Origin of the sequence: Kribbella sp. NPDC004536, from assembly GCF_042873835.1 — a bacterium.
Taxonomy (GTDB): domain Bacteria; phylum Actinomycetota; class Actinomycetes; order Propionibacteriales; family Kribbellaceae; genus Kribbella.
Map to the genome: position 1 here is coordinate 313,176 of NZ_JBIALY010000005.1, position 14,173 is coordinate 327,348.

Sequence of the window (14,173 nt, forward strand, 5' to 3'; positions counted from 1 at the left end):
CGTACCGTCACGACCGGCCATCTGAGTGCCTGGTCAAGGAGGACTGAGGATTTCGTGACCACCATCACCCTGAGCAAGTCCGATGCCGCCGGCGTCAAGACCGACGCCGTGGTCATCGGCGTGGTCAAACTCGGCGGCGGCGTCACCCTGCCGGCCGGCACCGAGTCGCTGAACGCCGCGTACGGCGGGAAGCTGGTGGAGGTGCTGTCCGGGCTCGGCGCCACCGGGAAGACCGGTGAGGTGACCAAGGTGCCGGGGCCCACTTTGAGCAAGCCCGGCAAGTCGGCGACGCTGATCGCGGTCGGGCTGGGTGCCGCTCCCGACGGTTCGCTGAAGACCGAGGACCTGCGCGCCGCGGCCGGCACCGGGGTGCGCGCCGCCAAGACGGCGCAGTCGGTCGCCTTCGCCCTGCCGACGCCCGACGCCGAATGCGTCCGCGCGGTGGCCGAGGGCGCGTTGATGGGCCGTTACGCGTTCACGGCGTACAAGTCCGCCGACAACTCCGAGGTTCCGGGCAACCTGACCGTGCTGACCGACCTCGCCCGGAACAAGGACGCCAAGGCCGCGCTGGAACGCGCCCAGGTGACCGCCGAGGCCGTCGCCCAGGTGCGCGACTGGGTGAACACCCCGCCGTCGGACCTGCACCCGGTCGAGTTCGCCGCCGACGCGGTCAAGCTCGCCAAGGAGTACGGCGTCAAGGTCGAGGTGCTCGACGAGAAGGCGCTCGCCAAGGGCGGGTACGGCGGCATCCTGGGCGTCGGCCAGGGCTCGACGAACCCGCCGCGCCTGGTCCGCCTGACGTACACGCCGCGCAAGCCGGTGACGCACCTGGCCTTCGTCGGCAAGGGCATCACGTTCGACTCCGGCGGCCTGTCGCTGAAGACGTCGACGGGCATGGTCAGCATGAAGTCGGACATGGCCGGTGCGGCCGCGGTGATCGGCGCGACGCTCGCGATCGCACGGCTCGGCCTGCCGGTGCAGGTGACGACGTACGCCGCGATGGCCGAGAACATGCCGTCCGGTTCGGCGGCCCGCCCGTCGGACGTCCTGACGATGTACGGCGGCAAGACCGTCGAGGTACTGAACACCGACGCCGAGGGCCGACTGGTGCTCGGCGACGCGCTGGTCCGGGCGTCGGAGGACGGGCCCGACCTGATCGTCGACGTCGCCACCCTGACCGGCGCGTGTGTCGTTGCCCTGGGCACCAAGGTGGCCGGTGCCTTCGGCAACACCGACGGCGCCCGCGACCGGGTCGTCGACGCCGCGGTCGCGGCCGGTGAGTCGATGTGGCCGCTGCCGATCCCGTCGGAGATGCTGGACAAGCTGAAGTCGCACTCGAAGGTCGCGGACCTCGCGAACATCACCGGCGAGCCGTGGGGCGGCGCGCTCGCCGCGGCCGCGTTCCTCGGCGATTTCGTTGCCGAGGGCATCGACTGGGTGCACCTGGACGTGGCAGGTCCGGCCTTCAACGCCGGCGCCGCGTCCGGCTACATCCCGAACGGCGGCACCGGGTACGCCGTCCGGACCCTGATCGAGCTGGCCGCCTCAGCCGGCTGAGTAACGGATCTCCAGAATCACGCAGCCGGTCTCCGTGGTGTACGGGCCGTGCGGCATCCCCGGCGGCCGGCAGGCGTAGTCGCCGGGGCGGAACGTCCGCTGGAGGGTGAGATCGGTCAGCTCTCCCTCCAGCAGGTAAACCTCTTCCACATACTCGTGCCGGATCACGCCGTCGCTCGTGGTCGTCCCCGGCGCCCACCTGGCCAGTCTGGTCAGCATCCCGTCGGCGCCCCGGCTGAGCACCCGCTCCAGGATCCCGCCGCCGGCATCCGCCCACTCGACCTGACCGCTCGGGAAGAACTCCCGCTCCGCTTTCATCGGTCAGTCCCAGGCCGGCGCTAGCTCTTCGACGGTGTAGCTGATCCGGCTGCTCACTCCGCGCGGATCCGTCAGCTCCACCCGCCACCCGTCGCCGAACTGGTCCACCCCCGCGATCATCGGGATCGTCCCGCTCAGCAACACCGTGCCGGGGACCAGCCGCTCCCCCAGTTCCTTGATCCAGTACGCCGGCGGCAACAGCTGCCCGAGCGTCCCGTCCTGGATCAGCTCTTCGCGCTCCTCACGCCGGACCCAGGCCCGCAGCGTGAACCCGTCGAGCTCGTCCTCGATCTCCGCCAGCCGCCAGGCCAGGTCGCCCAGCACGTCCGGTGCCGACTGCTTGCTCCAGGCAACACCGTGTACCTCGAGCGCCCGATCGGTGTGGTCGCAGGCGACCGTCAGCAGGTAGTCGTCCGGCGTGACGACGAGCGCCCACTCCGCCTCCCCGGAGGTTTGCCCGTGCCCGACCTGCACGGTCCCGGGCCGGCCGACCAGCGACGCGGACAGCGGGTAGAGGGCCGGCACCCGGCTCGGCGCCGGTACCCCGAGAGCCGCGAGTTCGTCGACGTGCCGCCGGACCTCCGCGGTGTCACGGCCGGCATACCCGGCGTTCAACGCATAGCGCACCGCCACCTCCCGTGCGCTCCCATCCGGCAGCTCGAATCGCATCGATACCTCCTCCGGCCTTGCGTGAACACGTCGTATACAACGAGTATGTAGCAATCCCACCCGGAGGTCCACCCAATGCCAACCCCAGACCCCGCCGCTGACTCTGGCGCTGACTCTGCCGCTGACTCTGCCGCTGACTCTGGCGCTGACTCTGGCCGCCGCGGGCTCGTGAAGGCGCCGCGAGCCTGTCCGGCACCTCGCTGGAGTTGTACGACTTCGCCGCCTACCTCCGGCCGCCGCGCTCGTCTTCGGCGACCTATTTCTTCGGGGCAGCGACGCACTCACCTGCACGCTGCAGGCGTTCGCGACGTACGCCGTCGGCTACGTCACCCGCCCACTCGGCGCACCTTCTTCGGGCGGCGCGGTGCTGCTGAGCAGTGAGTTCAGCAGCCCGGACCAGCGTGGCTTCTGGGCGTCGGCCGCACAGGTCGGGCCGCCTCGGAACACTGCCCTCCAACGGAGTACGTCTTCGTGTCGGAGCAGTTCACAGCACGGCTGCGCTACACGGGCAGCTCAATGGCGGCTCCGGCTACGCAATCGCGTCAGCCGTGCATGAGAAGAGCGCCGGTGGAGTCCAGGTGGCTGAGGATCGCCTTCTCGGCCGCGTGGGGCTTGCCGGCCGCAAGACCGTCGACGATCGCCTGATGCTCGGCGACGACCTCTTGTCTTCTGGTCGCACTTCGTTGCAGGGCGACAAGTCCGAGTACGACGTGTTTGGCGCGCAGGTTGTCGTACAGCCGACCGAGCACCGAGTTGCCGGCCGCCGCGACCAGCAGCGCATGGAACTGGCTGTCCAGCTCGATGAACTGCTTCGCGTCGCCGTCGCCGACGATCCCGCGCTGCTGGTCGAGTACTGCGGACATCGCGTCGACCGGGGCGTTCCCGGCGGCCAGGGCGGTAGTCGCCGCCCAGCACTCGATCACGCCGCGGGCCTGCATCATCTCCGCGATCTCCCGCCCCGGCACCGGCGCCACGAACGCACCCCGGTGCGGAACCAGCTGCACCAGGTCCTCGGCGGCGAGCATCAGCAACGCCTCCCGGACCGGCGTCCGCGAGATCCCCACTTCGGTCGCGACCGCCTGCTCGTTGATGAACGTCCCCGACACGGCCGGGTCACTCAGCACAACCGCCCGCAGGTGCTGGTACGCGCGGTCCCGGCCGGAATCCCCACTCAGTTGCATACCTCATGTATACAGTCCTGGAGGTCCTCATGGCAGTCCTACACGTGGCCGCGGCCCAGCTCACCGCCGGTCCCGACCCAGTCGCCAACCTTGCCACGGCGACCGACGCGGTACGCCGTGCGGCTGCCGACGGAGCCGAGCTGGTCGCGCTCCCCGAGGCCACGTCGGCCTGCTTCGGCACCGATCTCGCGACCGTGGCCGAGCCGCTCGACGGCCCGTTCGCGACCGGGCTGCGGAAGGTGGCCGCGGACCTCGGGATCGTCGTCGTCGCAGGCCTGTTCGAGCCGTCGCCGGACGGGCGCGTGCACAACACCTTGCTCGCCACCGGCCCGGGCGTCGAGGCGGCGTACCGGAAGATCCATCTGTACGACGCGTTCGGATCCCGCGAGTCCGATACCGTTGCTCCGGGCAACAGCTTGGTCAGCTTCGGATACCGCGGGCTGACCGTCGGGCTGGCGACCTGCTACGACCTGCGGTTCGCCGGCCAGTTCGCGGAGCTCGGGCGGCTCGGGGCGGAACTGGTCGTCGTACCGGCGTCCTGGGGTGCCGGGCCGGGCAAGGAAGAACAGTGGGACCTGCTCACCCGGGCACGGGCCGCGGACGCGCAGGCGTACCTGCTGGCGTGCGATCAGGCGTACGTGCGGCCGACGGGGACCGACCCGCTCGGGATCGGGCGGAGCAGCCTCACCGGCCCGCTCGGGCAGACCCACGCGCGGCTGGACGGCGCACCCGGGATCCTGCACGCGACGGTCGACACGGACGTCGTCACGTCGGTCCGAGCCAGGGTGCCGATCCTCTAGCGTCCGTTCCTCTTCATCCGGGCGTTGTACTCGCGCATCCGGGGCGGGTAGCCGACCACAGCCGCGTCGTACGACGGAATGCCGAGCCGGTTCGCGAAGTCGTGGGCCCACTTCACCGACGGCACGCGCCGACGGGTCCACTCACCGTCGATCGCGACCAGCAGCAAGGTGTAGTCGGTGACGGCCGTCTTGGGCTCGACGAACCCCTCGACGCCCTGACGGCTCTGGGCGAAATCCCGCAGGTGCGCCTGATCCGGACTGTCCGACCGGCGCATCGTTCCGGCTTTCCGCCGGCGACCGAACCACTTCATGACGTAAGTGTCCACTATCTGTGCAAGTCGGGTCCGGAGTCCTGGATAACGGTTGCGGCCGATCGGCACGGGCACGCCGGGAGCGGCCCGGGGGTGGATCCGGGCCGGATCGGTGAAAGGATGACGCCGGGCCGGACCCGCGATCCGGGACCGCCTGCTTCGGACCAGACCCACGGAGGAACCTGTGACTGACAGTGGTACGACGTACGACCTGGTGATTCTCGGCGGCGGCAGCGGTGGTTACGCCGCCGGACTGCGGGCCGCGACGCTCGGCCTGTCCGTGGCGCTGATCGAGAAGGACAAGGTCGGCGGGACCTGTCTGCATCGCGGCTGCATCCCGACCAAGGCGCTGCTGCACGCGGCCGAGGTCGCGGACTCGGCCCGCGAGGGTGAGCAGTTCGGTGTCCGGACGACGCTCGAGGGCGTCGACATGGGCGGCGTGAACAAGTACAAGGACGGCGTCGTCGACCGGCTGTTCAAGGGTCTGCAGGGTCAGCTGAAGGCGCGCGGCATCACCGTGATCGAGGGCGAGGGGCGGCTCACCTCCCCGACCACGGTCCAGGTCGGCGACACGACGTACACCGGCCGCAACGTCATCCTTGCCTCCGGCTCCTACTCGCGTTCGCTGCCCGGTCTGGAGATCGACGGGCACCGGGTGATCGCGAGCGAGCACGCGCTGACCCTCGACCGCGTCCCGGAGTCGGCGGTCGTACTGGGCGGCGGCGTGATCGGGGTCGAGTTCGCGTCCGCGTGGACCTCGTTCGGTACCCGGGTGACGATCGTCGAGGCGCTGCCGCGGCTCGTCCCGGCCGAGGACGCGGACTGCTCGAAGACGCTCGAGCGGGCGTTCCGGAAGCGCAAGATCGCGTTCAAGACGGGCACTCCGTTCGAGTCGGTGTCCGTGACCGACTCCGGGGTGCAGGTCCGCGTCGCGGGCGGTGAGGTCATCGAGGCCGAGGTACTGCTGGTCGCGGTCGGCCGTGGACCCAAGACCGCCGGCCTCGGGTACGAGGAGGTCGGCGTCGCGCTGGACCGCGGGTTCGTCACCGTCGACGCGACGCTGCAGACCAGCGTCCCCGGCGTGTACGCGGTCGGCGACATCGTGCCGGGCCTGCAGCTCGCGCACCGCGGGTTCCAGCAGGGCATCTTCGTCGCCGAGCACATCGCCGGGCTGGCCCCGACCCCGATCGACGAGGCCGGCATCCCGCGGGTGACGTACTCCGAGCCCGAGGTCGCGTCGGTCGGTCTGACCGAGGAGCAGGCGCGGGCGAAGTACGGCGACGTCGAGATCCTCAACTACAACCTGGGCGGCAACGGCAAGTCGCAGATCCTGAAGACCGCCGGCTTCGTGAAGCTCGTCCGGGCCCGCGACGGCGCCGTCGTCGGACTGCACATGGTCGGCTCGCGCGTCGGCGAGCTGATCGGCGAAGCGCAGCTGATCTACAACTGGGAGGCGTATCCGGCCGACGTCGCGCCGCTCGTGCACGCCCACCCGACCCAGAACGAAGCCCTCGGCGAGGCGCACCTCGCGCTGGCCGGGAAACCTTTGCACTTCCATGACTGACCCTGCTGGTCGACCCCAGTAGGTTTGAGCTTGCCGGAGCGTGATCAGGACGCCGTGACCCGGATCCTGTCCGCTCCGGCGGCACCGTAGGCTGACACTCGACCGATCAGACGAAGGAGCAACGACCGTCATGCCGACCTCTGTATCCCTGCCGGCCCTCGGGGAGAGCGTCACCGAAGGAACCGTCACCCGCTGGCTCAAGCAGGTCGGTGACACGGTTGCCGTCGACGAGCCCCTGCTGGAGGTGTCGACCGACAAGGTGGACACCGAGATCCCGAGCCCCGTCGCCGGCACCCTGCTGGAGATCAAGGCCGCCGAAGACGAGACCGTCGAGGTCGGCGCCGAACTAGCCGTAATCGGCGACGCCGGCGAAGCCCCCACCCCAGCCGCTCCCACCGCCGAAGCCCCGACCACCGAGGCACCCGCGGCCGAAGCCCCGGCCCCCCAGGCCACCCCCGCCGCCGCGCAGGCCGCCCCAGCCGCCGCCCCCGCCGCCGCCTCGGCTCCTGCAGCCGCCCCGGCCGCGGCCCCCGCCCAGGCCGCCCCCCAGCCCGCCACCGACACTCCCCCCACTCCTTCTTCGGCCGCCGCCAACTCGCCCCAGGCTGAGTCCTCGGCCGCCGAAGCAAACGCACCCCAGGCATCCTCCGGTACCTCCGTAACCCTCCCGGCCCTCGGCGAGAGCGTCACCGAAGGAACAGTCACCCGCTGGCTGAAGCAGGTAGGCGACGACGTCGCCGTCGACGAGCCCCTCCTCGAGGTATCGACCGACAAGGTCGACACCGAAATCCCGAGCCCTGTCGCCGGCAAGCTCCTGGAGATCAAGGTCGCCGAGGACGAAACCGTAGAGGTCGGCGCCGAACTAGCCATCGTCGGCTCCGCGAACGCAGCCCCCGCGGCCGCCCCCGCCGCCGCCCCCGAGACCCCCGCCGCCGCTCCGGCCCCCGCTGCTCCCGCCGCCGCCCCGGCCCCCGCACAGGCGCCTGCTCCGGCCCCCGCCCCCGCCCCGGCCCCGGTTGCCGCTCCCGCCTCGGCCGCGGCTCCCGCACCTGCTCCCGCCCCAGTCGCGACTGCTCCGGCCCCGGCGGCCGCTCCATCCGCCGCCCCCGCCGCCCCGGCCGCTTCGCCGAACGGCGCAGCCTCCGACGGCCCGAACTACGTCACCCCGCTGGTCCGCAAGCTCGCCGCGGAGCACGACGTCGACCTGAACGCCGTACAGGGCACCGGTGTAGGTGGCCGCATCCGCAAGCAGGACGTGATCACCGCCGCCGAGGCGAAGAAGGCTGCTGCCGCTGCCGCACCGGCCCCAGCCGCTGCCCCGGCGCCCGCCGCCGCGGCCGCGACGGCTCCGGCGATCAGCCCGCTGCGCGGTACCACCGAGAAGATGAGCCGGATCCGCAAGGCGATCGCCGCGCACATGGTGAACAGCCTCAAGGTCTCGGCCCAGCTGACCACGGTCGTCGAGGTCGACGTCACCGAGATCGCCAAGCTGCGGAACAAGAAGAAGGCCGAGTTCGAGGCCCGCGAGGGCGTCAAGCTGTCCTTCCTGCCGTTCTTCGCCCTCGCCGCGGTCGACGCGCTGAAGCAGTACCCGAAGCTCAACGCCTCGATCGACGAGGAGAAGGGCGAGATCACGTACCACGCCGCCGAGCACCTCGGCATCGCCGTGGACGTCGAGCGCGGCCTGATGGTCCCGGTCGTGCACAACGCCGGCGACCTGAACATCGCCGGCCTGGCGAAGAAGATCGCCGACCTCGCCGACCGCACCCGCAACAACAAGGTGCTGCCGGACGAGATGGCGGGCGGCACGTTCACCATTACCAACACCGGCAGCCGGGGTGCGCTGTTCGACACCCCGATCCTGAACCAGCCGCAGGTCGGCATGCTCGGGACCGGTGCCGTGGTGAAGCGCCCGGTCGTCATCACCCACCCGGAACTCGGCGAGACGATCGCGATCCGGCAGATGGTGTACCTGGCGCTGACCTACGACCACCGTCTGGTCGACGGCGCCGACGCGGCCCGCTACCTGACGGCCGTGAAGCAGCGCCTCGAAGAGGCCCAGTTCGACGTCTGATCCGATCGGCGTCTGATCCGGTCGGCCAACGGCGCCGGTGTCTGTCTCCCCCGCGGGACGGGCGCCGGCGCCTTTCGCTTTCTCGACAAGGAGTTCCTGCGGGATGAAATACGTACTGGCCGGCGCATCCGGCTTCCTCGGCAAAGCCCTCACCCGCGACTTGGTTGCCGAAGGCCACCAAGTGGTCCGGCTGGTACGCCGGACACCGTCGACGCCCGGCGAGATCCGCTGGGATCCGGCGAGCGGCGACCTGGACCCGTCCGCGCTCGGCGACCCCGACGTACTGGTAAACCTGGCCGGCGCGAACATCGGGCGCCCCTGGACACCGACGTACCGCCTGAAGATCCGGGAGAGTCGCGTCAGCACCACGGCAACGCTCGCAGCCGCCGCGACCCAACTCGACCGGCGCCCGGTACTCATCACGCAGAGCGGCATCGGCGGGTACGGCACGGATCTCGGCGACCGCATCCTCACCGAGGACTCCGAGCTCGGCGACGGATTCCTGGCTGAAGTAGTCCGCCTGTGGGAGGGCGCACTGGAGCCGGCGCGCGCCGCAGGCAGCCGGGTCGCCGCACTCCGTACAGGCGTAGTACTGGGTCGCGCCGCCCCCGCCTTCCAACTCCTCTCCCTCCCCTTCCGACTGGGCCTCGGTGGCCGCCTCGGCTCCGGCACCCAGTACTTCCCGGTCGTCTCCCTCACCGACTGGACCCGAGCCGTCCGCCACGTGGCCGAAACCGAGGCGGTGCGCGGCCCGGTCAACGTCGCGCTCCCCACGCCGGCAACCAACACCGAATTCACCGAAGCCCTCGCCACCGCATTACATCGCCCCTCCGCAGTTCCGGTCCCCGCGCCCGCGATGAAGCTCGCGCTAGGTGAATTCGCGTGGGAACTACTCGGCAGCAAGCGAGCCCTGCCAACCCGCCTCCAGTCCACCGGCTTCACCTTCCACCACCCCACGGTCGCCACCGCCCTCTCCGCCGCTCTCGGCGGTTGATTTGGATTCAATCGAACACGTGTTCTAATATACACGCATGACAGCGGTGGTGACCAATCCGGCTCCCGGCGTACCCACGCCCGGCGAGTCGTCCCTGCCTCCCGACGACTGGTACGACGTGTGGGACCCGGACCGGCACGACGAACTGCCGCCGATGTCGCGCGTTGATGCGTTGGAGTGGGAGGAGTGGGCCGGCGTCGACCAGGACGAGGCCGAACGCTTCATGCTGCGCCTGAAGGCACCGGCCTGGGTGTTCCTGCCGCCAGGCGCCGAACTGGCCGCGGCGCTGGAGGAGCTGCGCCCGCAGTGCGAGTCACCGATCGCGTCGCTCGAGGCAATGAAGGCCGCGGCCCGGATGGAGTCCTGGGCCGCAGCGATCAAGAGCGCCGCCATGGCCTCGTTCGTCCGCCAGCGCAAGGCCCAGGCGAGCGAGATCCCGCGCCCTACCCAACTCGACTCGTCCGGCCGACCCATCGACCCCGAACGATCCTGGGCCGCCGAAATCGCCGCCGCACTCCACCTGGCACCCTCCACCGCGAGCCGTCACATCGACACCGCGTTGCACCTGACCGACACCCTGGCCGCCACCCACACCGCACTGCGCTGCGGCGCCCTGACCCCGTCCAAAGCCCTGGCGATCTCCGAAGCCACCCGTGCACTACCCGAGCACGCGGCCCGCGCCGTCGAAGCCCACGTCCTGCGCCGCGCCCCAGGCCAGACCCACAAAAACCTGAACGCCTCACTCCGCCGCCAGATCGCCAAACACACCACCCGCGAAGACGCAGACGCCCACCGCGCCGCCATCGCCGACCGCACCTGCAAGATCGTCCCCCTCGCGGACGGCATGGCCGGCCTCTGGGTCGTCCACACCGCCGACAAGATCCAGCAAATGTGGGTAGTCATCCAAGCCATGGCCGACCTAGCCAAACGCCCCACCCCACCCGAAACACCCCAGCACAACCCACCGACCGACCAAGCGAGCTACCGGTACGCCAGTCCGGGCGCACACCCCGAGTCGACGACGCACACCAGTCCAGGCGAACACGCCGACCCCCGCGAACACGTCAGTCCGACCTCCCAGGCCTGTCCGGGTGAGCACGCCGGTTCCACCACGCGCCCCTGTCCGGGCAAGCCCGCCAGCCTGAGTGAGCGCACCCGTCCGGGTGAGCACGCCGGTTCCACCGCACACACCTGTCCCGGCGGGCACGCCGGTCCGACCGGAGGCGCCTGCCTGGGTGAGCACGTCGACCTGTGTCAGAGCGCCGGTTCGCGTGAACACGCCAGCTCGCTTGAGCACGCCGAACGGTTGGCCGCGGCTGAGGAGGCTCGATCTGCTGAGCCGGTCGAACCGGGTGAACCGGCACGGGACGGGCGCCTGGCGCCACAGCGGCGTGCGGACGCGATGGCGGACCTGTTCGCGCACATGCTCCACAACGGACTCGACTGGCTCGGTCGCCGGCTCCCAGACCAACACCGCCGACGCCCCCACATCGAAGTCCTCACCCCGATCACCACGCTGCTCGGGATGAACGACGACCCCTGCGAACTCACCGGCTACGGCCCCATCCCCGCGGAGATGGCCCGCCGCATCGCCACCGACGGTACCTGGCGCCGAATCCTCACCGACCCCACGAACGGCGTCGTCCTCGAAGCATCCACCACCCGCCACGACCCTGGCGCACCCGTCACCGAAACGCTCCTCGCCCGCCACCCCGTCTGCGCCTGGCCAGGCTGCAACCGCACCTCCCGCGAGTGCGACCTCGACCACGCAACCCCCTTCGCAAAATCGGGCCGCACCAGCCTCACCGGCATGGTCCCGTACTGCGAGTACCACCACGTCATCAAAGACACGCCCGCCTGGGGCTGGCGCGCCACGGCTCACCCCGACGGTTCAGTCACCCTCACAACACCGACAGGCCACCGCTACACCACAGTCCCACCCGCCCGCGGCCCAATCGCCCACGCCCCAACACCTGCCCGAACCGCCCATCCCCCAACCCTGAAAGCCGATCCAGCCCAAACAACTCCACCCGCCAACCCACAGAACCAGCCGCAGTACACCCCTGCCCAACCGCAACCATCCGAACCATCCGAGCGACAAACCGTCGCTCCCCAACCACGACTGTTCCCGCACCGATCCCCGTCATCACCCAAGCAAGAGACCACACCGCAGCCGGTACTCGGCCCACCACCGTTCTGAACAAAACCATCGCCCCCGACACCACCCACCACCAGCAGCAGCAGCAGCGCCATGCTTGCTGGCACGCGCGTCCGAGAAGCCGTACGCGGCAACGGCCCAGACACGCTCGTAGGTAAACACCGGAGCCTGCACACACCAACCTCGCACTCTCGCCAGCCCGCGAACCTAACCGCTCCACTGTCTGTATTCCGCCCGTGCACCCCGCGGACTCAAACCCTCCGAGTTGACACCACGCAAGTGGACACGACCCCAGCCGAGACAAACGAAGCCGGCGCCACTATGCCGGCGCCACTATGCCGGCGCCACTATGCCGTCGCGACCAGGCCGACATCGGACAAGCCGACGCCCTCCGACCCGACGCTCTCCCACCCGACGACCGTCGGACCAGAGACCGAATGCTGTCGAGTGCTCCTTTTCTCAAGCCCGCTCACCGTCGCACCTAGTCGCGGATCGTTCTGTGGTCTGGGCTACCCGGTGCGCGCGACCGAGTGCCCAACGGCCGAGTCGTCGCCACTGTCCGCGGCGATCCCCCACTCGTGCCGCTCCCCGCGTCGGGAGGCTCCCCGCCCGCCGCCGGCTGCCGGCTGCCGGCTGCCGGCTGCCTGGCTTGCACAGCACCACATCCATTTGTCTGCGCGGCAACCCGCACCTACAGATCAGCTGTGTTTGCGGTGCCCGTTTGCGCTGCGGTTCAGGCTGACCTCGGTGTGAGCGGTCAGGCTTGAGTGATGGTGCTGATGCGCCATGCGGTGGGTGAGCCGGGTGCGGTGGTGGCGGGATTGCTGGTCAGGGTGATCAGGCGGGTGGTTGGTTTGCCCCGTGGGAGTGGGGTTCTGGCGCCGGTATGGTCGACGGCCTCGCCGCCGGTCAGGTGGTCGGTGGTGCGCAGGGTGATGGTGGTGGGCGTACGACGGGTGATGCTGGTGCTGTCGATCGTGACTCGGAGGCCTTGTACGCGGACGTTCTGGCTTCGGTACTGCGACAGCAGCGCGCGATCGGCGGTCCACGGCGCGCTGCCCGGTACGTAGATGTTGTTGAGGGCATCTACATCCAGAGTCCAGAACGCCTGCGCACGTTGGGCATCCAGTGCCCGCAGAGTCCGAACCCAAGGTGCCGCATTCGCAGATGTGCTTGCCGGCTCGCCAGGCGGCCGCACACCTACGGTCGACGAGCGCGTCGGCTGGGACGGCTGGGTCTGCGTGGCGGTCGGACTCGCGGATTGGGCTCGCGGGGTCCGCCTGGCTGCCGTTCGCTCTGCCTGCTCCGGGGCGGAAGCTGTTGCAGATGACGACTGCGTCGAACTGCCTGCGGACGGCGGCGCCGACGTGGGCCGTGCTGAACGCGTGACAGTCTCAACTGTTGGTTGCGGGTACGTCGGCTCTGATTGGGCGGTCGGCGTGGCGTCGATGGTGTGGATCGTCGCGATCCCGAACGCCAGCACGATGATCGCTCCGACGGCAACTGCGGCGAGGATTCCGTAGGCCGGATGCGCGAGGCGACGGGACTGCGAATGAGCGGAGCGCCCGAACGCCGGACGCCCGAATCGACCGAAAGTCCAGCCACCAACGACAGTCCGCCCTCGCCGACCGAAGTCACCAGCTCGTCGCAGACCAGTCCGCCTTCCGCGCCGACCGCGTCTGGTGGACCAGTCGTTGCGAAGTCGACGTCGGCGGCGACGAGGCCGGCCAGAGCATTGCCCGTCCTGCTGGCGGTGCGCGAGTTTGCCCAGGTGCCGCCCGCCAAAACGGTCCTCGTCATCCCGGATAACGCCAGACTGGTCCTCGCCGTCGCGGAGCCAGCCGGTGTTTCGCCCGTCCTGCTGGAGTTCGCGCGGACCGAGTCCGCCGGAACGGTCCTCGCCATCGCGGAGCCCGCCAGAGCGGTCCTTTGCATCGCGGATCCCGCCAGACTGGTCCTCGCCGTCGCGGAGCCAGCCGATGCGTTGCCCGTCCTGCTGGAGTTCGCGCGGACCGAGTCCGCCGGAACCGTCCTCGCCATGGCGTAGCCCGCCGGAGCGGTCCTTTGCATCGCGGAGCCCGCCAGACTGGTCCTCGCCGTCGCGGAGCCAGCCGATGCGTTGCCCGTCCTGCTGGAGTTCGCGCGGACCGAGTCCGCCGGAACCGTCATCGTCATCGCGCAGCCAGCCAGAGCGGTCCTCGGCGTCGCGGAGGCTCCGGCGGAGGTCGCTGGAGGCGTCCTGGTCGTGCCAGGTCCTGCGGGGCCGTGCGTCGCGACGTCCTGGATCTTTGTCTCGGCGTTCAGCACGGCGATTCAGGACCGCGTCACGGAGACGGGCGACCGGACGGCGCAGGTCCCAGAGGGCACGGCCGCTCGGTGTGAGCGAGTCTGCGGCAGCGAGATCTCGGCCGGTATCGCCTGGATGCTTGAGCGATGCGTTGGGCTGCGGTTCGGGCGCGGTGGTGGAACCAGATCCTGACGGCGGTTCCTGGCCTGGAGGGCGTGAACCGGCGAACGGGGTCGTAGCAATGTGGACGTCGCGACGAT

Annotated in this window: 13 protein-coding genes; 8 read left to right on the top strand and 5 right to left on the bottom strand. The window is 70.2% G+C overall.

Translation table 11 applies throughout. From position 1 onward, the window contains the following. Positions 1–54 precede the first annotated feature (54 nt). Entirely contained in the window at positions 55–1,557 is a 1,503-nt protein-coding gene (locus ACFYRU_RS37370) for a leucyl aminopeptidase (protein WP_387668113.1), read from the top strand. Here ACFYRU_RS37370 and ACFYRU_RS37375 read toward each other — a convergent pair. From ACFYRU_RS37375 to ACFYRU_RS37385, 3 genes are all read right to left on the bottom strand, one after another. After that, positions 1,546–1,875 (bottom strand): cupin domain-containing protein, encoded by a 330-nt coding sequence (locus ACFYRU_RS37375; protein WP_387668115.1) that lies wholly within the window; start codon positions 1,873–1,875, stop codon positions 1,546–1,548. The two genes, ACFYRU_RS37370 and ACFYRU_RS37375, sit on opposite strands and share 12 nt — an antisense overlap. Before the next feature lie 3 nt (positions 1,876–1,878). After that, complete coding sequence (locus tag ACFYRU_RS37380; protein WP_387668118.1) at positions 1,879–2,544, bottom strand: DUF2848 domain-containing protein; 666 nt, start codon at positions 2,542–2,544, stop codon at positions 1,879–1,881. Between the two features lie 542 nt (positions 2,545–3,086). Continuing rightward, positions 3,087–3,725, bottom strand: a complete 639-nt coding sequence (locus ACFYRU_RS37385) for a GntR family transcriptional regulator (RefSeq protein ID WP_387668121.1) — start codon at positions 3,723–3,725, stop codon at positions 3,087–3,089. Between the two features lie 29 nt (positions 3,726–3,754). Here ACFYRU_RS37385 and ACFYRU_RS37390 point away from each other — a divergent pair, with 29 nt between their 5' ends. Beyond that, positions 3,755–4,525: a carbon-nitrogen hydrolase family protein gene (locus ACFYRU_RS37390; RefSeq protein ID WP_387668123.1), complete on the top strand. Its 771-nt coding sequence runs from the start codon at positions 3,755–3,757 to the stop codon at positions 4,523–4,525. Here the strand turns inward: ACFYRU_RS37390 and ACFYRU_RS37395 are convergent. After that, entirely contained in the window at positions 4,522–4,836 is a 315-nt protein-coding gene (locus tag ACFYRU_RS37395; RefSeq protein ID WP_387668126.1) for a hypothetical protein, read from the bottom strand. The two genes, ACFYRU_RS37390 and ACFYRU_RS37395, sit on opposite strands and share 4 nt — an antisense overlap. 184 nt (positions 4,837–5,020) lie before the next feature. On the opposite strand from ACFYRU_RS37395, the gene lpdA reads away from it, so the two are divergent. The 4 genes from lpdA (at position 5,021) to ACFYRU_RS37415 (ending at position 11,668) form a co-directional block, all read left to right on the top strand. Beyond that, positions 5,021–6,400, top strand: a complete 1,380-nt coding sequence (gene lpdA / locus ACFYRU_RS37400; RefSeq protein ID WP_387668128.1) for a dihydrolipoyl dehydrogenase — start codon at positions 5,021–5,023, stop codon at positions 6,398–6,400. Positions 6,401–6,530: 130 nt separating this feature from the next. Then, the gene (sucB, locus tag ACFYRU_RS37405; RefSeq protein ID WP_387668131.1) at positions 6,531–8,474 is read left to right on the top strand and encodes a 2-oxoglutarate dehydrogenase, E2 component, dihydrolipoamide succinyltransferase; all 1,944 of its coding nucleotides are present in this window, start codon (positions 6,531–6,533) and stop codon (positions 8,472–8,474) included. Between the two features lie 103 nt (positions 8,475–8,577). Then, entirely contained in the window at positions 8,578–9,468 is an 891-nt protein-coding gene (locus ACFYRU_RS37410; RefSeq protein ID WP_387668134.1) for a TIGR01777 family oxidoreductase, read from the top strand. Positions 9,469–9,505: 37 nt separating this feature from the next. Then, positions 9,506–11,668 carry a DUF222 domain-containing protein gene (locus ACFYRU_RS37415; protein ID WP_387668136.1) on the top strand — a complete coding sequence of 721 codons (2,163 nt, stop codon included), beginning with the start codon at positions 9,506–9,508 and terminating at the stop codon, positions 11,666–11,668. A 715-nt stretch (positions 11,669–12,383) separates the two neighbouring features. On the opposite strand, the gene ACFYRU_RS37420 is transcribed toward ACFYRU_RS37415, so the two are convergent. Then, on the bottom strand, positions 12,384–12,824 hold the full coding sequence (locus ACFYRU_RS37420; protein ID WP_387668527.1) for a hypothetical protein: 441 nt from the start codon (positions 12,822–12,824) through the stop codon (positions 12,384–12,386). A gap of 187 nt (positions 12,825–13,011) precedes the next feature. Here ACFYRU_RS37420 and ACFYRU_RS37425 point away from each other — a divergent pair, with 187 nt between their 5' ends. Then, on the top strand, positions 13,012–13,149 hold the full coding sequence (locus ACFYRU_RS37425; RefSeq protein ID WP_387668529.1) for a hypothetical protein: 138 nt from the start codon (positions 13,012–13,014) through the stop codon (positions 13,147–13,149). A 5-nt stretch (positions 13,150–13,154) separates the two neighbouring features. Further along, positions 13,155–13,673 (top strand): hypothetical protein, encoded by a 519-nt coding sequence (locus ACFYRU_RS37430; protein ID WP_387668531.1) that lies wholly within the window; start codon positions 13,155–13,157, stop codon positions 13,671–13,673. Positions 13,674–14,173: the final 500 nt, after the last annotated feature.

What these genes read in the sequence shown, in the direction of transcription:
- ACFYRU_RS37375 (WP_387668115.1), bottom strand. Translation starts at nt 1,875, where the DNA reads ATGAAAGCGGAGCGGGAGTTCTTCCCGAGCGGTCAGGTCGAGTGGGCG.
- ACFYRU_RS37380 (WP_387668118.1), bottom strand. Translation starts at nt 2,544, where the DNA reads ATGCGATTCGAGCTGCCGGATGGGAGCGCACGGGAGGTGGCGGTGCGC.
- ACFYRU_RS37385 (WP_387668121.1), bottom strand. Translation starts at nt 3,725, where the DNA reads ATGCAACTGAGTGGGGATTCCGGCCGGGACCGCGCGTACCAGCACCTG.
- ACFYRU_RS37390 (WP_387668123.1), top strand. Translation starts at nt 3,755, where the DNA reads ATGGCAGTCCTACACGTGGCCGCGGCCCAGCTCACCGCCGGTCCCGAC.
- ACFYRU_RS37395 (WP_387668126.1), bottom strand. Translation starts at nt 4,836, where the DNA reads ATGAAGTGGTTCGGTCGCCGGCGGAAAGCCGGAACGATGCGCCGGTCG.
- sucB (WP_387668131.1), top strand. Translation starts at nt 6,531, where the DNA reads ATGCCGACCTCTGTATCCCTGCCGGCCCTCGGGGAGAGCGTCACCGAA.
- ACFYRU_RS37410 (WP_387668134.1), top strand. Translation starts at nt 8,578, where the DNA reads ATGAAATACGTACTGGCCGGCGCATCCGGCTTCCTCGGCAAAGCCCTC.
- ACFYRU_RS37415 (WP_387668136.1), top strand. Translation starts at nt 9,506, where the DNA reads ATGACAGCGGTGGTGACCAATCCGGCTCCCGGCGTACCCACGCCCGGC.
- ACFYRU_RS37430 (WP_387668531.1), top strand. Translation starts at nt 13,155, where the DNA reads ATGCGCGAGGCGACGGGACTGCGAATGAGCGGAGCGCCCGAACGCCGG.